Raw genomic sequence first — 19789 nt, forward strand, 5'->3', positions numbered from 1 at the left:
ACCTCCCTGCGGGACAACGGCATGCGGAACCGCACACCGACATGGCTGTGCCAGAAACTTACCCCGAACGGTCGTTCAGCGGGTAGCGCCGCTCGGGCGGCGCGGAGCGCCCGCCCAGACCGACGCCGGGACGGTCGCCACTCGGGCCGGGACGGTCAGGCTACGGCGTGGGCGGCGAGTCGGTCGCCGACCTCTTCGGTACGCAGGGTTACGCCTGGAGTCCGGCTGGCCAGCTCGGCGGCGACCGCCGCGTTGACCCGGGCCGCGGCCTCGGGGTGCCCGAGTTGCTCCAGCAGCAGCGCGGCGGAGAGCACCGCGGCGACCGGGTCGGCGATGCCCTGCCCGGCGATGTCCGGTGCCGAGCCGTGCACGGGCTCGAACATCGAGGGGTACGCCCCCTCGGGGTTGATGCAGCCACTGGCGGCCAACCCGATCCCGCCGGTGACGGCGGCGGCGATGTCGGTGAGGATGTCGCCGAAGAGGTTGTCGGTGACCACCACGTCGTAGCGCTGCGGCTGGGTGACCAGGAACATGGCAGCCGCGTCGACGTGCTGGTACTCGGTGGCGACGTCCGGGTGCTCGGCGGCGACCGCGTCGAAGGTGCGCGCCCAGAGCGACCCGGCGTGGGTGAGGACGTTGGTCTTGTGCACCAGGGTCACCTTGCGGCGCTCCCGGCGGTCGGCACGGGCGAACGCGTCGCGGATCACCCGCTCCACGCCGTGCCGGGTGTTGAGGCTCTCCTCGGTGGCGACCTCGGCGGGGGTGTCACGGTGCAGCGAGCCACCGGCGCCGGCGTACAGCCCTTCGGTGCCCTCGCGTACCACCACGAGGTCGACCTCGCCCGGCTTCACGTTGCCCAGCGGGCCGGCGACCCCGGGCCAGAGCCGGGACGGGCGCAGGTTGACGTACTGGTCGAAGGCGAAGCGGAGCTTGAGCAGCAGCCCCCGCTCGAGCACACCCGGCGGAACGGTCGGGTCACCGACCGCGCCGAGCAGGATCGCGTCGTGCCCGGCCAGCTCGGCCAGCACCGAGTCGGGCAGCACCTCTCCGGTACGGTGCCAGCGGGCGGCGCCGAGGTCGTACTCGGTGGCCTGCACGCCGGGCAGCACCGCGTCGAGGACCTTGCGGGCCTGCGCGACCACCTCGGGCCCGATGCCGTCCCCGGCCACCACCGCGATCCGCGCCACGACCGCACTCCTCTGCTCAACGGTTCCGTCCGGGCAACGGTACGTTGCCGTCCCGCCTCCCGGTATGCGGCGTCCAGAATTTGGGACGGGCGGATGCACAGCACCCTCACAGCCAAGACTCATGAGGTGGTCATCTCCGCTGCATACCGTGGTGGTCAGCGGGTCACGGGGCCTGCTGACCGGGGTCGCGACGACGCGGCGCCAACTGCGAGGGGGCAGATGCCATGCGCATCGACGAGCAGCCGCGGACCCGCTGGCCGGACACATCCGCGTTCCGCAACCGCCGGCCGGACCTTCGACTCGGCAGCCGCCGGCACCGAATCGACCCGGCCGGTGCCGCCGAGGGCCGGATCGCGGTGCAGCACACCGTACGCACCGCGACCGGCGAGTACACCCTCCTCCTGAACGCCCCCGAGTGGCTCGGCCGCCGGGGTGTGGGCGAGGCACTGCGGGACAGCGTCGCTGAGCTGCGCGCGATCGACCTCACCTACGGCCCCAACCGCCCGGAGAGCCTGGTCTCCCGGCTGCGTCGGGGCGAGATCAGCCCTGACTCGTACCCCCCTCTCGCCGACCTGGTGGACCGCTGCACGGCCATGCGCGCCGCCACCGACGGGTGGTTCGACGCCTGGGCGGTGCCCGGCGGCTTCGACCCGGGCGGTCTGCTCGGCGGCTGGGCGGTGGAACGCGCCGCCGAGAGGCTCCGCGCCGCCGGCATCCACGACTACGCCGTACTCGCCGGAGCTGACCTGGTCGTCCGCGGCCACGCACCGCACGGCGGGCCCTGGCGGGTCGCGGTGCACCACCCGACCGCACCCGAGCGCGCACCGCTGGTGTTGGAGATGACCGCTGGCGCGGTCGGCACCTCCGGGGTCACCGGGCGGCAGGGACACGTGGTGGACCCGCACACCGGCGAGCCGGCCGACCATCTCGTCGCCGCCACCGTCGTGGGCCCCGACCTCACGATCGCCGACGGCTACGCCACCGCGCTCTACGCCGCCGGCCCGACGGGCCTGGCGTGGTTCCGTGGCAACTCCGACTATCGCGCGCTCTTCGCTCACCGGCGCTGAGCGGGACGTCGTCGCACCGAGCCCGCTTCCCCGCGGCGCTCCGGCCCGTTTCGCACCTCGGCCGCCCCTCGGACGGCCGGTCGGGCCTGCGATCGGCCCCCACGGTCTCGGCAACGACCATGGGGGCCGGTCAGCGACGAGTGCGCGTGGCTCGCACAATCGAGGGGTGCGGACCGGTCGGGCCGGACGTCGACCGCGCCACCCGAAGACGGGCCGGCGCCTCGAACTCGGCCAGTGACCGCAGTGCGTACGCTAGCGAATCGACGCAACTCGACGCAAGAGTCTCCACAGCGGACTGTCGTCATCGGAGCCTTGGGGGCTCGGCGGTTGACCGGCGGCGAGGCCGTTTCGACATGGTGAACGGCGGATGGCACGCTATCCGCCGTGAGTTTCGATCTGAGCGTGTGGGCCCTGGACGACGGGGCGACGCCCGAGGACGTGCGGACAGCGGTCAACGGTTGCCGACAAGGGCGACACGTGGATCGTTACCCGGACCCGCGGGTGGTCAGCTTCTACCGGGCGATCACCGCCTCCTATCCGGACCGTCATCCCGGCCCGGGCAGCCCGTGGGCGGTGGCCCCACTGCACGCCGCCCACGACCATGTCGAGCTGAACCTGCACCCGACCTGCGCGGACCAGGTGCTGCTGGACATCGAGCGGCTGGCCGGCGCGCACGGGCTGATGCTCTTCGACCCGCAGGACGGCTCGGTCTACCCGCCCCCGACCCGCCTGCCCGGCTGACCGACCTCAACCCACCCCGGGGTACGACAAGGGGCCCAGCGGATCGCCGGGCCCCCATGGTGCTTGCCGTTGACTACTCGTCGCGCAGGTCGGCGGCGCTGGCCGCCGTGGCGCCGATCGAGTCGGCGGCCGAGGTGAGCAGGTCGGCGCCGAGCGCCTGGTCGACGGTGAGCGTCATCAGCGTCTCGCCGCCCGCCTCGCGCCGGGCCACCTGCATCGCGGCGATGTTGATGCCCGACTCGCCGAGCAGGGTGCCGACGATGCCGACGACGCCGGGCCGGTCGGCGTAGCGCAGGAAGAGCAGGATGCCCTCCGCGCCAATCTCCACGTCGAAGCCGTCCACCTCGGTCAGCTTCAGGACGTCCCGAGTGCCGGAGTGGGTGACCGTGCCGGAGACGCTGACCGTGCGGCCGTCCGGTAGCGCGCCGCGCACCGTGACCAGGGTGGGCTGCTCCGAAGTCTCGGCCAGGCTGGCCAGGTTGACCTCGACACCACGCTCGGCGGCCAGGTGCGGGGCGTTGACGTAGGTGACCTGCTCCTCGACCACGGAGCTGAAGAGGCCCTTGGTGGCGGCGAGCTTGAGCACGGACACGTCGTGGCTGACGATCTCGCCCCGGACCTCGACCGTGACGCTGGCGGCGACCCCACCGGCGACTGCGGTGAACGCCCTGCCGAGCTTCTCCGCCAGCGGCAGCAGCGGCCGGACGTCCTCGGCGACCACGCCACCGGCCTGCACGTTGACCGCGTCCGGGACGAACTCGCCCTGCAACGCCAGCTTGACGCTCCTGGCCACGGCGAGGCCGGCCTTGTCCTGCGCCTCGTGGGTGGAGGCACCCAGGTGCGGGGTGGCCACCACGTTGTCGAAGGCGAACAGCGGCGACGAGGTGCACGGCTCCTTGCTGTACACGTCGACGCCGGCGCCGGCGACCCGACCCTCGGCGATCGCGTTCGCCAGCGCCTGCTCGTCGACCAGCCCACCACGAGCGGCGTTGATGATGCGAACGCCTGGCTTGACGATCGCCAGCTCCTTCTCACCGATCAGGCCCACCGTCTCCGGCGTCTTCGGCAGGTGGATGGAGATGAAGTCGCTCTCCCGCAGCAACTCCTCCAGCCCGACCAGGCGGACGCCGAGCTGCGCCGCACGGGCCGGCTGGATGTACGGGTCGTACGCGATCAGCCGGGTGCCGAACGCCGCGATGCGAGACGCGAAGAGCACCCCGATCCGACCGAGACCCACCACGCCGACGGTCTTGCCCTGCACCTCGACGCCGGTGTACTTCGACCGCTTCCACTCGCCCGCCTTGAGCGCGGAACTGGCGCTCGCGGTGTTACGGGCAACGGCGAGCAGCAGTGCGACGGCCTGCTCGGCGGCGGAGACGATGTTGGAGGTGGGCGCGTTGACGACCATGACGCCCCGCGCGGTGGCGGCCGGAACCTCGACGTTGTCCAGCCCGATGCCCGCCCGGGCGACCACCTTGAGTCGCGGCGCGGCGGCGACCGCCTCGGCGTCGATCTGGGTCGCGCTGCGCACGATGACGGCGTCGGCCTCGGAGAGCGCCGAGAGCAGAGCCGGACGGTCGGTGCCGTCGACGTGACGGACGTCGAAGTCGTGGGCGAGCACCTCGATGGCGGCGGGGGCGAGTTCTTCGGCGATCAGTACGACTGGATTCATCGGTCCTCGTAGAGGTCGTGTTTGCGATCGGCCGGGGCGGCAGGGCGCCGCACTGCGCCCTGCGCTGATCCGTGCCGTGGCCGTCAGGTGCCGGCTGCGCACCTACCCGCGATCGTAGGGGCCTCGCTGGTCGGCATGTCCCGGTCTGCGGGGTGAGGGCCCTCACACGCCGGCTCGGACAACGGACACCGGCCGTTCACCTGACCGACATGGTTGCCCTGGCCCCTCGGAACCGGAGGCACAGCCCTTCGGGAGGAGCCACTCGTGTCGCTCGCCGTACGCGTCACGCTGCTCCGAAAGCTGACCCGCGTCGATCTCACGCGGTCCGGTCCGATCCTGGCCGAGGCGTTGGTCACCCGATCCCACCAGGTGGGCCCAGGCGCTGACGCTGGCCACCGACGAGGCCAGCGTGATCGAGCGCGAGTGATGAGAACGCGACCGCCCGGCCGTGTCTGGACGGCCGGGCGGTCGCGCCGCAACGTCAGGCGGTCTCGGTGATCGGGCGGTCGACCCAGCTCATCATGCCGCGCAGCTTCTTGCCGGTCTCCTCGATCGGGTGCGCCGCACCCTCGGCCTGCCACTTGGTGAAGTTGGGCCGGCCGGCCTCGTCCTCGGCGACCCACTCGCGGGCGAACTCGCCGGACTGGATCTCGCCCAGGATCTTGCGCATCTCATCCTTGACCCGGGAGTCGATGATGCGCGGGCCACGGGAGAGGTCGCCGTACTCGGCGGTGTCGGAGATGCTGTAGCGCATCTTCGCGATGCCGCCCTCGTACATGAGGTCGACGATCAGCTTCAGCTCGTGCAGGCACTCGAAGTAGGCGACCTCCGGGGCGTAGCCCGCCTCGGTGAGCACCTCGAAACCGGTCTGCACCAGGGCTGCGGCACCACCGCAGAGCACCGCCTGCTCGCCGAAGAGGTCGGTCTCGGTCTCCTCGGTGAAGGTGGTCTTGATCGCACCGGCGCGGGTGCCGCCGATCCCCTTGGCGTACGCGAGGGCGAGCGCGAGCGCGTTGCCGCTGGCGTCCTGCTCGACGGCGACGAGACAGGGCACACCCTTGCCGTCGGCGTACTGGCGGCGGACCAGGTGGCCGGGGCCCTTCGGCGCGACCATCGCCACGTCCACCTCGGGCGGCGGCTTGATCAGGCCGTACCGGATGTTGAAGCCGTGGCCGAAGAAGATCGCCTTGCCGGGGGCGAGGTGCGGGGCGATCGACTCGGTGTAGAGGGCGCGCTGGGCGGTGTCCGGTGCGAGCACCATGATCACATCGGCCTCGGCGGCGGCCTGCGCCGGCGTGAGCACCCGCAGGCCCTGCTCCTCGGCCTTGGGGCGGCTCTTCGAGCCCTCCGGCAGACCGATCACCACGTCGACGCCGGAGTCACGCAGCGACAACGCGTGGGCATGGCCCTGGCTGCCGTAGCCGATCACCGCGACCTTCTTGGCCTGGATCAGGCCGAGGTCGGCATCGTCGTCGTAGTACACCTCAACGCTCATGAGAAATTCCCTTTCGTACGACGGCCGGGGAGGCCCGTCGTGGTCTGTGTGGATGGGTTCGGGCCGACCGCCGGGGCGGAGCGGACGCGGATCAGGCGGCGGCCCGAAGCGCGGGACCGGCGGTGATCGAACGCGAGCCGCGCCCGATCGCCACCAGCCCGGACTGGACCATTTCCTTGATGCCGAAGGGTTCGAGATCACGGAGGAGCGCGTCGAGCTTGTCCGGGGTGCCGGTGGCCTCGATGGTCAGCGTGTCCGGTGCGACGTCCACCACCCGGGCGCGGAACAGGTTGACGGTCTCCAGCACCTGGGATCGCGTGACCCGGTCGGCGCGAACCTTCACCAGCAGCAACTCCCGGGCAACCGAGACCTGCGGATCCAGCTCAACGATCTTGAGCACGTTGACCAGCTTGTTGAGCTGCTTGGTGACCTGCTCCAACGGGGACGACTCCGCGTTGACCACGATGGTGATCCGGGAGACGTCCGGGTTCTCGGTCTCGCCCACGGCGAGGCTGTCGATGTTGAACCCGCGCCGGGAGAACAGGCCGGAGACGCGGGCGAGCACGCCGGGCTTGTTCTCCACGAGCACGGAGAGGGTGTGCATGGTCATGCAACGACCTCGCTTCGCTCGGTCGTTCCCTGACCATGCGCAAGGCTGAGCTTGCTGATCCGTTCGCTGTGCTCACTCATATCAGATGTCATCCTCGTCGAAGGCCGGGCGGACGTCGCGGGCGAACATGATCTCGTCGTTGCTGGTGCCGGCGGCGACCATCGGCCAGACCATCGCGTCCTTGCCGACCACGAAGTCGATCACCACCGGGGCGTCGTTGATCTCCATGGCGGCGGCGATGGTCTTGTCCACGTCGGCGGCGTTCTCGCAGCGCAGCCCGACACAGCCCAGGGCCTCGGCGAGCTTGACGAAATCGGGAATGCGGTGCTTGTGGGTGCCGAGCTCGGTGTTGGAGTAGCGCTCGTTGTAGAACAGCGTCTGCCACTGCCGGACCATGCCGAGATTGCCGTTGTTGATGACGGCGATCTTGACCGGGATGCCCTCCAACGCGCAGGTGGCCAGCTCCTGGTTGGTCATCTGGAAGCAGCCGTCACCGTCCACCGCCCAGACCACCGTGTCCGGCTTGCCGACCTTGGCGCCCATCGCCGCCGGCACCGCGTAGCCCATCGTGCCGAGGCCGCCAGAGTTCAACCAGGTGTACGGCTTCTCGTAGGAGATGAACTGGGACGCCCACATCTGGTGCTGGCCCACCCCCGCCACGAAGATCGCGTCGGGGCCGACGATCTCGCCCAGGCGCTTGATCACGTACTGCGGGGAGAGCGTGCCGTCCGCCGGCTCGTCGTAGCCCAGCGGGTAGCGGTTGCGCAGGTCGTCCAGCTGAGTCCACCAGTCGCCCAGGTCGGTGGTGTGCCCCGCCGACCGCTCGACGGTCACCGCGGCGATCAGCTCGTCGATGACGTGCTTGGCGTCTCCGACGATCGGCACGTCCACGTGCCGGTTCTTGCCGATCTCCGCCGGGTCGATGTCCGCGTGCACCACTGTCGCGTCCGGGGCGAACGAGTCCAGCTTGCCGGTGACCCGGTCGTCGAACCGCGCACCCAGCGCGACGATCAGATCCGCCTTCTGCAGGCCGTAGACCGCGGCGACGGTGCCGTGCATGCCGGGCATCCCCAGGTGCTGCTGATGCGAGTCGGGGAACGCGCCGAGCGCCATCAGCGTGGTGACGACCGGGATGCCGGTCAGCTCGGCCAGCCGGCGCAGCCCGTCGGTGGCACCGGCCTTGAGCACCCCGCCGCCAACGTAGAGCACCGGCCTGCGGGCCGCGGTCATCAGCCGCGCCGCCTCCCGGATCTGCTTGCCGTGCGGGTGCAGGGTGGGCCGGTAACCGGGCAGGTCCAGGGTGGGCGGCCAGGAGAAGGTGGTCGGTGCCTGGAGCACGTCCTTGGGGATGTCGACCAGCACCGGGCCGGGTCGGCCGCTGCTGGCCAGGTGGAACGCCTCGGCCAGCACGCGAGGGATCTCCTCGGCGTTCTGGACGAGGAAGTTGTGCTTGGTGATCGGCAGGGTGATGCCCTGGATGTCCGCCTCCTGGAAGGCGTCGGTGCCGATCGACGGTCGGGCCACCTGCCCGGTGATCGCCACCATCGCCACCGAGTCCATGTACGCGTCGGCGATCGGGGTGACCAGGTTCGTCGCGCCCGGGCCGGAGGTGGCCATGCAGACGCCAACCTTGCCGGTGGCCTGCGCGTACCCGGTCGCCGCGTGCCCCGCGCCCTGCTCGTGCCGCACCAGGATGTGCCGGACGGTAGAGTCGTAGAGCGGGTCGTACGCCGGCAGGATCGCGCCGCCCGGGATGCCGAAGACGACGTCGACGTCGAGCGCCTCAAGGGACCGCACAAGCGAGCCGGCCCCGGAGACCTGGGCCGGAGCGGAGGGCCGTACCGCCGGGACGGCCGGGGTGGCCGCGCTGCGCGCGGCGGTCGGGTCGGCGGCGGCAGCGGTCGGGTCGGCGGCCGCGCGGGCCCGGCGGGCAGTGTGGGCGAGGGTCTCGGGCGTGGGTTTCGTCATGGCGGTTCTGGCCTTCGGCTGGAGTGGCTGTGGCTGGTCAAGCGTTGCGACACGGGCGGGGCCCGCCTCGCCAGGTTCCGACGGCAATAAAAACGGCCCTCGTGCAGATGCACGGGGCCAGCGCACTCTCAATGAGGGAGAGTGCGCTCAGGTAAGTACTCGCAGCGACCGGTACGACGACATGCGGCTAAGCCTGACGCATCTCACGCGATGAGTCAACTGATCCCACATGTTGGTTAACGGAGGCCGGCGCGTCGACCGGTGACGCGCCACCGGCAGATGGGGTGAGCTGCCCGGACCCGCCCGAAACCCGGCGTGGCGCGGGCAGCGGAGCGGGCCGCGCGCCCGGTGAGGTGGCCGCCTCCAGCATCGCCTCCAGGTGCTCGGCCGGCACCCCCCAGCCGAAGAGCGCACCCTGGCCGAACCGGCAGCCGGCGGCCACCACCGCGGCCAACTCGGTCGGGGTGGTCACCCCCTCGGCGATCACCTCCAGCCCCAGTTGGTGGCCCAGTCGCATGACGATGTCGACCATCGGCGCGAACGCCGGACCGTCCTGGCCGACCGGCCGGACCGGCTCGTGCTCGGCGACCAGGCTGTGGTCGATCTTCAGAATGTCGATCGGCAGCCGGCGCAACTGCCCCAGCGACGAGTAGCCGGCCCCGAAGTCGTCCAGCGCGATCCGGACACCGGTCAACCGCAGCGCGGTCAGCCGCCGGATCAGCTCATCCAGGTCGGTGGCGACCGCGTGCTCGGTGACCTCCAGCACCAGCCGCTGCGGCGGCACGTGGTGGGCGCGCAGCGCCTCGGCGACCTGGACCACGTACTCCGGGGCGTGCAACTCGCGCGGGGAGACGTTGACCGACACCCAGACGTCGTGCCCGTCCGCCAGCCAACGGGAGAGCTGGTAGCAGGCCTGATGCAGCACCCAGGCACCGAGCGGGGCGATCATGCCGCACTCCTCGGCGAGCGGGATGAACTCGTCCGGACGAACATTGCCCAGCTCGGGGTGGCGCCAGCGGAGCAGCGCCTCGGCGCCGACCGGCCGCACCGACGGCAGCGACGCCACCGGCTGGAAGGCCAACCGCAGCTCGTCGCGGTCGATGGCGCCACGCAGCTCGTGTTCCACCGTGGTACGCCGGCGCAGCAGCTGGTCGTACGCGGCGTCGTACCGCTCGATCCGGTTCTTGCCGCGCTGCTTGGCGTAGCGCAGTGCCAGGTCGGCGTGCCGCAGCAGCAGCTCCACGTCCGGCTCGCCGGCCCACCCGGCCACCCCGATGCTCACCGACAGGAAGACCGGCCCTTCCGGCTGGTCGTACGGCCGGTTGAGCACCCCGAGCAACCGTTCGGCGACGCGGTCCGCCTCGGCCGGCCGGCCCTGCATGAGTACGGCGAACTCGTCGCCGCCCAGCCGGGCGGCCACGTCGCCGGGGCGCAGGTTGCCGCGCAGCCGCCGGCCCACCTCGGCCAGCACCGCGTCGCCCACGTCGTGGCCGCGCATGTCGTTGACGTTCTTGAAGCCGTCCAGGTCAAGCCCGAGCAACACGCACGGGGTGCTCGCCGTCGCGCTGTCGTGCAGCGCGCGCAGCAGCCCTCGCCGGTTGGCCAACGACGTCAGCGGATCGGTGTGCGCCAACTCACGGAAGTGCGCCTCCCGCTCGACCAGGCGGCCCGCGTACCCCCGGACGTCGCGAAGGGTGAGGTACTGCCGGGCCACCAGGGCGAAACCCTCCACGCTGCCGGCCACGATGGCCGGCGCGGTGAACCGGCCGCCCTGGACGAGGTGGTACGTCGCCGAGGCGGCCAACGCCAGCATCGGGGCGATCGCGTACTCGCCGTCGCGACCGATCAGGTCCAGTTCGATCTGCCCGGGCCGGTCGGCCCGGTGCACCGCGAGCGCGACGGTCAGCAGGCCTGCGGCGAGCACGGCCGCGCCGGTCAGCGACATGGTCGGCCCGGCCTGGCAGAGCCCAGCGCTGAGACCCAGACCGCCGCAGGTCACCGCGCTGATGCCGGTGCCCAGCGCGGCGAGCCGTCGGCGTGGGGCGGCGGCCCGGAAGACGACGATCACGGCGAGCCCGGCACCGAGCGCGGCGCTCACGGTGGCCACCAGGATCGCCGGGCAGGCCATCGGGGTGGCGGCGCCGAGCAACCGGGTGGGCTCGGAGAAGAGCACCCAGCCGACGAACCACAGCGCAGCCGCCATGGTCACGCCGTCCAGGGCGAGCCGCGCGGTCCCCGCCGCGGTGGCGGCCACCCCCGGCAGCCGGAGCAGACCAGCCGCGAAGGTCAACCCGCTCACCGCCGTGCCGATCGCCACCGCGGTGGCCCAGCCGGTGCGCTGCCCCTGCTCGTGGGCCCAGTGGTCGCTCGCGGAGAGCACGGCCACCACACCCGCCAACAGACTGAGCAGTGAGGTCCCGGCGGCCGCCGCGAGCAGCAGGTGCGCCGGCCGGTGCGGCCCGGTACGCCGCCGGGCGACCACGGTCAGCAGCACGGCGGCCGCGGTGGCGACAAGCCCGCTCAGCGCCGCGACCGCGACCATGCCCGGGGGGAGATGCACGTCCTCAAGAGTGCCGGATGAGCGCACATCGTGGGGACCGGGTGTGCATCTGTTGGGACACGGCACCTACACCGGACGGCCGGCGCGGCGGCGGTGTCATGCTGGTATGCATGCCTGAGCTGCGATCGAGGACTTCCACACACGGTCGGACGATGGCCGGCGCCCGAGCCCTCTGGCGGGCCACCGGGATGACCGACGACGACTTCGGTAAGCCGATCGTCGCCATCGCCAACAGTTTCACCCAGTTCGTGCCGGGTCACGTACACCTCAAGGACATGGGTGGCCTGGTCGCCGACGCGATCGCCGAGGCCGGCGGGGTGGGCCGGGAGTTCAACACCATCGCGGTCGACGACGGCATCGCGATGGGCCACGGCGGCATGCTCTACTCCCTGCCCAGCCGGGAGCTGATCGCCGACGCGGTGGAATACATGGTCAACGCGCACTGCGCGGACGCCCTGGTCTGCATCTCCAACTGCGACAAGATCACCCCCGGGATGCTGCTGGCCGCGTTGCGGCTCAACATCCCGACCGTCTTCGTCTCCGGTGGCCCCATGGAGGCCGGCAAGACGATGGCGATCGAGGGCGTCGTGCACAGCAAGATCGACCTGATCGACGCGATGATCGCCTCCTCGAACGACGCGGTCACCGACGAGCAGCTCGGTGAGATCGAGCGTTCCGCCTGCCCGACCTGCGGCTCGTGCTCCGGCATGTTCACCGCCAACTCGATGAACTGCCTCACCGAGGCGATCGGGCTGGCGCTGCCGGGCAACGGTTCGACACTGGCCACCCACGCCGCACGCCGGTCCCTCTTCGTCGAGGCCGGCCGCACTGTCGTGGAGATCTCCAAGCGGTGGTACGACGGCGACGACGACTCGGTGCTGCCCCGCACGGTCGCCTCCAAGGCCGCCTTCGAGAACGCGGTCGCCCTGGACGTGGCGATGGGCGGCTCCACCAACACGGTGCTGCACCTGCTGGCCGCCGCCCGCGAGGCGGAGATGGACTTCGGCGTCACCGACATCGACGCCATCTCCCGGCGGGTGCCGTGCCTGGCCAAGGTCGCCCCGAACTCGCCGAACTACCACATGGAGGACGTGCACCGAGCCGGCGGCATTCCGGCGCTCCTCGGCGAGTTGGACCGGGCCGGGCAGCTCAACCGGGACGTGCACGCCGTGCACTCCCCCTCGCTGGCTCAGTGGCTGACCGACTGGGACGTGCGTGGCGGCTCCCCGACACCGACTGCGGTCGAGTTGTTCCACGCCGCCCCGGGCGGGGTGCGCACCGTCGAGCCGTTCTCCACCACCAACCGGTGGTCCACGCTGGACACCGACGCGGCCGGCGGCTGCATCCGGGACCGCGAGCACGCATACTCCGCCGACGGCGGGCTGGCCATCCTGCACGGCAACCTGGCCCCGGAAGGCTCCGTCGTGAAGACCGCCGGCGTGCCGGACGACTGTCTGACCTTCCGCGGCCCGGCGAAGGTCTACGAGTCGCAGGACGACGCGGTGACCGCGATCCTCGCCAAGCAGGTCGTCGCCGGGGACGTCGTGGTGATCCGGTACGAGGGGCCGAAGGGCGGCCCCGGCATGCAGGAGATGCTCTACCCCACCTCGTTCCTCAAGGGACGTGGGCTGGGCCGCTCCTGTGCGCTGCTCACCGACGGCCGCTTCTCCGGCGGCACCTCCGGGCTCTCCATCGGGCACGTCTCCCCCGAGGCGGCCTCCGGTGGGCTGATCGCCCTGGTCCGGGAGGGCGACGAGATCGTCATCGACATCCCGGGCCGGTCCATCGAGCTGAACGTGCCATCCGACGAGCTGGAGGCGCGACGGGTGGCCGAGGAGAAGCGCGACAAGCCGTACACCCCGACCGACCGGCAGCGCCCGGTCTCGGCGGCACTCCGCGCGTACGCCTCAATGGCCACCTCAGCCAGCGACGGCGCCTACCGCCGCGTCCCGGAGTAGGGCGCCAAGCGCGCCCGAAGCCGCGCCCACGCCCGCATGATCAACACGAGATCGGCGACATTGCGGCATCCGTCGGCCCGGACACCGCAATATCGGCGATCTCGTGGTGATCAGCGGAGTCAGCTGGCGGCTACGACGTGGTCGATGACCAGGTCGTGGTGATCAGCGGAGTCAGCTGGCGGCTACGACGTGGTCGATGACCAGGTGGGCGGCGCCCGTGATGCCGACGTCCTGGCCGCTGTCGACCCGCTCGATGAGCAGGGTCTGCGTGGCCAGCGGTAGGCACCGCTCGTAGAGGGTGGCTCGCATGCTGGCGAGCAGCGGCTCGCAGTCGGCGAGTCGGCCACCGATGGCCACCACCTGCGGATTGAAGAAGTTGACCACGACGGCGAGGATCTCGCCGATGGCCCGGCCGGCCTGCCGGGCGAGCGCGGTGGCGTGCCGGTCACCGTCGTCGATCAGGCGGATCACGCCGGTCAGGTCGTCGACCGGCACGCCCTGGTCACGTAGCGCGGTGACCAGGGCCGCGCCACTGGCCACCGCCTCCAGGCAACCGGCGTTGCCGCAGGTGCAGGGTGGCGCGGGATCGGCCACCACCCGGCAGTGGCTGATGTCCCCGGCCGAACCTTGTGCGCCCCGGTGCAGCCGTCCGCTGGAGATCACGCCAGAGCCGATCCCGGTGCCGGCCTTGATGTAGACGGCGTGGTCCAGCTCGGGATGTGCCGTGCGGTGTGCGCCGAGCGCCATCAGGTTGGCGTCGTTGTCCACGATGATCGGCACCTCGAACCGGTCGGCACAGAAGGCGGCGACGTCAAAGCCGTTCCAGCCAGGCATCCGGGACGGGCTGACGATGCGTCCGGTGGCGTGCTGCACCGGGCCGGGAATGCCGATACCGACGCCGCGCAGCACGCCCGCCGCCGACGCGCCGCCGGAGGCCGCTGACCCGCCACCGGCCGCCAGCGCGGCGACCTCGGTCAGCAGCGCACCGAGCACCGCTTCCGGACCGTCCTCGATGCGTACGGGCAGGGTTCGGCCCTGGACCACCCGCCCGGAGAGATCCAGTGTGCCGACGCGGGCGTGATGCGCGCCGAGGTCGATGGCGCCGACCACGGCGCCGCCGGTGGGTACGGCGAGCTGGCGTGGCCGCCGCCCGCCCCGGGACCGCCCGTCGCCGGTCTCCTCCAGCAAACCCTGGTTGATCAACGCCTCGACCCGCTGGGAGACCGTCGAGGGGGACAGCCCGGAGAGTCGGGACAGGTCAGCACGACTGACGGCCGCTCCGGTGGCCACCCAGCGCAGCAGCTCCCTGGGGCCGCCCCGGAGGGCTTCGCGGGGCGCGTCGTCAATCGTCACGTCAGGTTCTTAGCATCCGAAGTTTGTTCAAGCAACCGGTTGACTTAGTTTGCTGGCTACCTTTAGATGGCGCTGTTGGTTCGATATGAAGCCGACTTAGTTTTGTAGTCGAAGGAAGTGGGTGCGTCTGGTGGCACCGGAGACGACGGGTGCGGACCGACCGATGGTGTCGGTACGCGGCCTGCACAAGTGGTTCGGTCCGCTGCACGTACTCAAGGACATCGACCTCACGGTGACCGCTGGCGAGGTGGTCGTCGTGGTCGGGCCGTCCGGCTCCGGCAAGTCGACCCTGTGCCGCTGCCTCAACCGGCTGGAGACCGCCGGGCAGGGCAGCATCGAGATCGACGGGGAACCGCTGCCGGCCGAGGGCCGCGCGCTGGCCCGGCTGCGCGCCGACGTCGGCATGGTCTTCCAGTCCTTCAACCTCTTCGGGCACAAGACGGTGCTGGAGAACATCACCCTCGGCCCCACCCGGGTCCGCAGGATCGCCCGGCCTGAGGCGCGGCAGCAGGCGATGACCCTGCTGGAACGCGTCGGCATCGCCGACAAGGCGAACCACCACCCGGCCCAACTCTCCGGTGGGCAGCAGCAGCGGGCCGCGATTGCCCGAGCACTGGCGATGCAACCGAAGGTGCTGCTCTTCGACGAACCGACGTCGGCCCTCGACCCGGAGATGGTCAACGAGGTGCTCGACGTGATGGTCTCCCTCGCCGCCGAGGGGATGACCATGATCGTGGTCACCCACGAGATGGGCTTCGCCCGCCGCGCCGCCGATCGGGTGGTCTTCATGGACGACGGCCGCATCGTCGAATCCGGAGCCCCCGACGACTTCTTCGCCGCCCCGCAGACCGAGCGGGCGCGCGATTTCCTTTCCAAGATCCTCCAGCACTAGCCCCCAACAGGAGGGTGTCATGTCAATCCTCAAGATGAGCTTCACCGGGCGGCGCTCGCTCGCCCTCACCGCCACCGCGGTGGCGGTGGCCCTTGCCGCGACCGGCTGCGGCGGTGACAGCGGCAGCAGCGCTCCGTCGCTGCCCGGCAACCCCGGCCTCGGCGGCGACGGCGTGATCGCCCAGTCGGTGTACGACGCCGCCCCGGTCGCCACCGACGCGGACATCCCGGCCGGTTCCACAATGGACGCGATCCGCAAGCGCGGCTACCTCAACATCGGCGGATCCCTGGACGCGCCGCTGCTCGCCCAGCAGAACCCGGTCAGCGGCACCATCGAGGGCTTCGACGCCGACATGGCGAAGCTGCTGGCGAAGTACATCATCGGCAAGCCCGAGGTGAAGACGACGACCATCGGCACCCAGACCCGGGAGGCCATGCTCCAGGCCAAGTCGGTGGACGCGGTCTTCCAGACGTACACCATCACCCCGCAGCGGGCCACCCAGGTCGCCTTCGCCGGGCCGTACCTCACCTCGGGGCTGGCGGTCGGGGTCCGCAAGGACGACACCGCGATCAAGAGCGTCAAGGACCTCGCCGGCAAGACCGTCATCGTCGGGGCGAACACGCCCGCGGTCACCGCACTGCCCTCCGCCGCTCCCGGCTCGAAGCAGATCGCCTTCGGCACCGACCCGCAGGCGCTGCAGGCTCTGCTCCAGAAGCGCGGCGACGCGTACGTGCAGGACTTCACGCTGCTCGCCTCGGGCGCCAAGGCGAACCCGGGGATGAAGGTGGTCGGCGAACCGTTCACCACGGAGGCGTACGGCATCGGCCTCAACCGGGAGGACCCGCAGTTCAAGGAGTTCGTCAACAACTGGCTGAAGAAGATCCAGGCCGACGGCACGTGGGCGAAGGTCTGGGAGGGCACCCTCGGCTCGGTGGTCGAGGGTGGGGCGCCCACCCCGCCCGCCCTCGGTTCCGCCGACGGCTCCTGAGCATCCTCTCGTACCGATGGACGCCCTCACCGCCCACCTGAGCGAGCTCGGCCACGGCCTGGTCACGACGGTCGAACTGACCGTCGTGACCACCATCGGCGCGATGCTGCTGGGCCTCGTCGTAGCCACCCTGCGGATCGCCCCCGTCCCACTGCTGCGCGCAGTCGGCACGGCGTACGTCGAGGTGTTCCAGAACCTGCCGCTGCTGGCCCTGCTGGTGCTCTTCGTCTTCGCGCTGCCGACCATCGGCATCACGTTCCCGCTGTTCACCTCCGCCGCGATCGTCATCGCCGTCTACGAGGGGGCGTACCTGGCGGAGGCGATCCGCGCCGGGATCAACACGGTCGGCGTCGGCCAGGCTGAGGCGGCCCGTGCCATCGGGCTCACCTTCGGCCAGTCCCTGCGGCACGTGATCCTGCCGCAGGGACTCCGGGCGGTGATCCAGCCGATCGGCAACATCTGCATCGCGCTGCTGATGAACACCTCACTGGCCGCCGTCGTCGGGATCGTCGAGCTGACCCAGGCGGCCAACACCGTGAACCTCGTCGAGGCTCAGCCGATCGCCGTCTTCACCGGCGCGGGCCTCGCCTACATGCTGCTGGCGTTGATCATCGGTCAGGTCACCGGCCTGCTCGAACGAAGGCTGGCGATCGTCCGATGAACCAGGCCCAACAGATTCTCTTCGACGAGCCCGGCCCCCGTGCCCGGCGGCGGATCCGGATCGCCACCGTGCTGGGTGCCGTCCTCCTGGCCGGTGCCGCCGTCGCGGCCGTGTACCAGTTCGCCAGCCACGGCGAGCTGGCCGCCGCCCGGTGGGAACCGTTCACCACCTGGCCGATCTGGCGGTACCTGCTCAACGGACTGTGGGCCACGGTGCGCGCCGCCGCCGCGACCGCCGTGCTCAGTGCCACGCTCGGGTTGCTGCTGGCGCTCGGCCGACTGTCGGTGCATCGACCGCTGCGGTGGCTGGCCGGCGCGTACGTGGAGATCTTCCGGACCGTCCCCACGCTGCTGCTGATCTACGTGACGCTGTTCGCGCTGCCGCAGTACGGAATGAACTTCCCGCTGTTCTGGAAGCTCGTGGTGCCGCTGGTGGTCTCCAACTCGGCGGCGTTCGCGGAGATCTTCCGGGCCGGCATCCTGGCCCTGGACCGTGGACAGACCGAGGCTGGCCTCGCCGTCGGGCTGCGCCGCGGGCAGGTCATGGCGCTGGTGGTCCTGCCCCAGGCGCTGCTCCAGCTCACCCCGTCCCTGGTCAGCCAACTGGTCGGGCTGCTCAAGGACACCTCGCTCGGCTTCGTGGTCAGCTACACCGAGCTGCTCTACAGCGGGCAGGTGCTCTCCTCGTACACCCACCTGCTGATCCAGACGTTCCTGGTGGTGGCGCTGATCTACCTGGTGGTCAACGCCTCGCTGTCGAAGTTCGCCCGCGTTCTCCAGGCCCGCAACGGCCGCTTCAGCAGCCGGCGTGGACGACGGACCGCGGACCTGCCCCCGCCGCTCATCGAAGGGAACAGCACCCGGTGACCATTGCCCGCTACGCCGAACTGGCCCGGGTCGTCCGTAACGGCTTCGTCGAGAGCAGTCACTACGGCAGCGTCGTGGTGCTCGCCCCGGACGGCGAGGTCGTCCTCGCCGCCGGCGTACCCGACGAGCCGGTACTCCCCCGCTCCACCCTCAAGCCGGTGCAGGCGTTGGCCTGCCGGGTCGCGGCGGCCCCCGGTCTCGATGGGGTCGACCCGCTGACCGGCCCGGCGCTGGCCCTCGCCGCCGGCAGCCACACCGGCGACGACCGACACGTCGAGGTGGTCCGGGTGATGCTGGCTGGCGCCGGCCTGACCGAGGACGCGCTCGGCTGCCCGGAGGACTGGCCGGAGGACGAACCGACCCGGGACCGGCTGATCCGCGCCGGCGGGCAGCGCGACCGGATCCGGATGAACTGCTCCGGCAAGCACGCCGCGATGCTGGTCGCCTGCGTCGCCCGGTCCTGGAGCACACACGACTATCTCGACCCCGATCACCCGCTCCAGCGGGAAATCGCCGCCGCCGTCGCCCGGCTGGCCGGCACGCCGATCGCGCACCAGGCGGTCGACGGCTGCGGCGCACCGCTGTTCGGCCTGCCGCTGACCGGCCTGGCCCGCACGTTCCAGGCGCTGGTCACCGCGCCCGCCGGGAGCGACGAGGCGCTGGTCGCGCAGGCCATGCGCCAACACCCGGAGTACGTGGGCGGCTGGCGCGGGCACCCGAACACCGACCTGATGCGGGCACTGCCCGGCGTACTCGCCAAGGGCGGGGCCGAGGGCGTGCTCGCGGTGGCCGCCCCGGACGGTCACGCCGTGGCGGTGAAGGTGATCGACGGTTCGCCCCGAGCCACCACTGCCATCGTCCTCGCCGCCCTGGACGCCGTGGGCGTACCGGTGGGTGGGGCCGACCCGCTACGCCAGGTGCCGGTGCTCGGCGGCGGCGAACCGGTCGGCGCCGTCACCGCCGTCACCGATTGGACCGCGGCATCGTCCCGTACCGAAAAGGAAGAGTCATGAGCACATTCGAGATCTGCATCGACAGCGTCGAGGGGGCCGTCGCCGCCGAGGAGGCCGGCGCCGACCGGGTGGAGCTGTGCTCCGCGCTCTTCGACGGTGGGCTGACCCCCAGCCTGGGCACCATCGAGACGACCCTGCGCGCCGTCACCCGGATCCGGGTGCATGTGATCGTCCGGCCCCGGGCCGGCGACTTCATCTACTCGCCGTTCGAGATCGAGGCGATGGAGCGGGACGTGCGGGCCGCGGTTGCGGCCGGCGCGCACGGCATCGTGATCGGCGCGCTGACCGCCGAGGGTGACGTCGACGTGCCGACCAGCCGTCGCCTGATCGCCGCCGCCGGCGACGCCAGCATCACCTTCCACCGTGCGTTCGACATGACCCGCGACCCGTACGCGGCGCTGGAGCAGCTGATCGAGTTGGGCGTGCACCGGGTGCTCACCTCGGGCCAGGAGGTCAGCGTGCTGGAGGGTGCTCCGCTCATCGCCGACCTGGTCCGCCGGGCCGCCGGGCGGATCGTCATCATGCCGGGTGGCGGCATCACTCCGCGCAACATCGTCCGGATCGTCGAGGCGACCGGCGCCGACGAGTACCACTTCGCGGCCCTGGTCAGCTCGGACAGCCCGGCCGTGCACCGCAACCCCGCGCCGCTGATGGGCGGCACGCTGAACCGCCCCGAGTACGAGCGCTCCGGCACCTCGGGCGCCCTGGTCGGCCAGGTGCTCGCCGCCGCCCGCGCCTGACCCGCCACGCGCTCTGCC

At 71.3% G+C, this 19789-nt stretch carries 16 protein-coding genes; 9 read left to right on the forward strand and 7 right to left on the reverse strand.

What is annotated here, in order from left to right; all coding sequences use genetic code 11:
• Positions 1-155: 155 nt before the first annotated feature.
• Positions 156-1187 carry a 3-isopropylmalate dehydrogenase gene (locus tag ABZS37_RS24155; protein ID WP_354997095.1) on the reverse strand — a complete coding sequence of 344 codons (1032 nt, stop codon included), beginning with the start codon at positions 1185-1187 and terminating at the stop codon, positions 156-158.
• Positions 1188-1411: 224 nt separating this feature from the next.
• Here ABZS37_RS24155 and ABZS37_RS24160 point away from each other — a divergent pair, with 224 nt between their 5' ends.
• A complete protein-coding gene (locus ABZS37_RS24160) occupies positions 1412-2254 on the forward strand; it encodes an FAD:protein FMN transferase (RefSeq protein ID WP_355172397.1) in 843 nt (280 codons plus the stop codon).
• 384 nt (positions 2255-2638) lie between these two features.
• A complete protein-coding gene (locus ABZS37_RS24165; protein WP_355172399.1) occupies positions 2639-2995 on the forward strand; it encodes a hypothetical protein in 357 nt (118 codons plus the stop codon).
• A gap of 73 nt (positions 2996-3068) precedes the next feature.
• Here ABZS37_RS24165 and serA read toward each other — a convergent pair whose 3' ends face one another.
• The 5 genes from serA to ABZS37_RS24190 form a co-directional block, all read right to left on the reverse strand.
• Positions 3069-4667 (reverse strand): phosphoglycerate dehydrogenase, encoded by a 1599-nt coding sequence (gene serA / locus ABZS37_RS24170; protein WP_355172401.1) that lies wholly within the window; start codon positions 4665-4667, stop codon positions 3069-3071.
• Between the two features lie 481 nt (positions 4668-5148).
• The gene (gene ilvC, locus ABZS37_RS24175) at positions 5149-6162 is read right to left on the reverse strand and encodes a ketol-acid reductoisomerase (protein ID WP_355172403.1); all 1014 of its coding nucleotides are present in this window, start codon (positions 6160-6162) and stop codon (positions 5149-5151) included.
• A 91-nt stretch (positions 6163-6253) separates the two neighbouring features.
• Positions 6254-6772 (reverse strand): acetolactate synthase small subunit, encoded by a 519-nt coding sequence (gene ilvN / locus ABZS37_RS24180; protein ID WP_354997090.1) that lies wholly within the window; start codon positions 6770-6772, stop codon positions 6254-6256.
• An 81-nt stretch (positions 6773-6853) separates the two neighbouring features.
• Positions 6854-8740: an acetolactate synthase large subunit gene (locus ABZS37_RS24185; RefSeq protein ID WP_355172405.1), complete on the reverse strand. Its 1887-nt coding sequence runs from the start codon at positions 8738-8740 to the stop codon at positions 6854-6856.
• Between the two features lie 187 nt (positions 8741-8927).
• On the reverse strand, positions 8928-11300 hold the full coding sequence (locus ABZS37_RS24190) for a bifunctional diguanylate cyclase/phosphodiesterase (RefSeq protein WP_355172407.1): 2373 nt from the start codon (positions 11298-11300) through the stop codon (positions 8928-8930).
• A 110-nt stretch (positions 11301-11410) separates the two neighbouring features.
• Between ABZS37_RS24190 and ilvD the strand changes: the two genes are divergently transcribed.
• A complete protein-coding gene (gene ilvD, locus ABZS37_RS24195) occupies positions 11411-13258 on the forward strand; it encodes a dihydroxy-acid dehydratase (protein ID WP_355172409.1) in 1848 nt (615 codons plus the stop codon).
• A gap of 171 nt (positions 13259-13429) precedes the next feature.
• On the opposite strand, the gene ABZS37_RS24200 is transcribed toward ilvD, so the two are convergent.
• Positions 13430-14611, reverse strand: a complete 1182-nt coding sequence (locus tag ABZS37_RS24200) for an ROK family transcriptional regulator (RefSeq protein ID WP_355172411.1) — start codon at positions 14609-14611, stop codon at positions 13430-13432.
• Positions 14612-14774: 163 nt separating this feature from the next.
• Here ABZS37_RS24200 and ABZS37_RS24205 point away from each other — a divergent pair, with 163 nt between their 5' ends.
• The 6 genes from ABZS37_RS24205 to ABZS37_RS24230 are packed head-to-tail and all read left to right on the forward strand — an operon-like array spanning position 14775 to position 19771.
• On the forward strand, positions 14775-15503 hold the full coding sequence (locus tag ABZS37_RS24205; protein WP_355172466.1) for an amino acid ABC transporter ATP-binding protein: 729 nt from the start codon (positions 14775-14777) through the stop codon (positions 15501-15503).
• Positions 15504-15522: 19 nt separating this feature from the next.
• On the forward strand, positions 15523-16491 hold the full coding sequence (locus ABZS37_RS24210) for a glutamate ABC transporter substrate-binding protein (protein WP_355172413.1): 969 nt from the start codon (positions 15523-15525) through the stop codon (positions 16489-16491).
• Between the two features lie 16 nt (positions 16492-16507).
• Complete coding sequence (locus tag ABZS37_RS24215) at positions 16508-17152, forward strand: amino acid ABC transporter permease (RefSeq protein ID WP_355172415.1); 645 nt, start codon at positions 16508-16510, stop codon at positions 17150-17152.
• A complete protein-coding gene (locus tag ABZS37_RS24220) occupies positions 17149-18018 on the forward strand; it encodes an amino acid ABC transporter permease (RefSeq protein WP_354997083.1) in 870 nt (289 codons plus the stop codon). Before ABZS37_RS24215 ends, ABZS37_RS24220 begins: the two co-directional genes overlap by 4 nt.
• Positions 18015-19031 (forward strand): asparaginase, encoded by a 1017-nt coding sequence (locus ABZS37_RS24225; RefSeq protein WP_355172417.1) that lies wholly within the window; start codon positions 18015-18017, stop codon positions 19029-19031. Before ABZS37_RS24220 ends, ABZS37_RS24225 begins: the two co-directional genes overlap by 4 nt.
• A complete protein-coding gene (locus ABZS37_RS24230) occupies positions 19028-19771 on the forward strand; it encodes a copper homeostasis protein CutC (RefSeq protein WP_355172419.1) in 744 nt (247 codons plus the stop codon). The genes ABZS37_RS24225 and ABZS37_RS24230 overlap by 4 nt, the downstream gene beginning before the upstream one ends.
• The last annotated feature ends 18 nt before the right edge of the window (positions 19772-19789 follow it).

Source organism: Micromonospora sp. NPDC005413, assembly GCF_040606435.1.
Taxonomy (GTDB): domain Bacteria; phylum Actinomycetota; class Actinomycetes; order Mycobacteriales; family Micromonosporaceae; genus Micromonospora.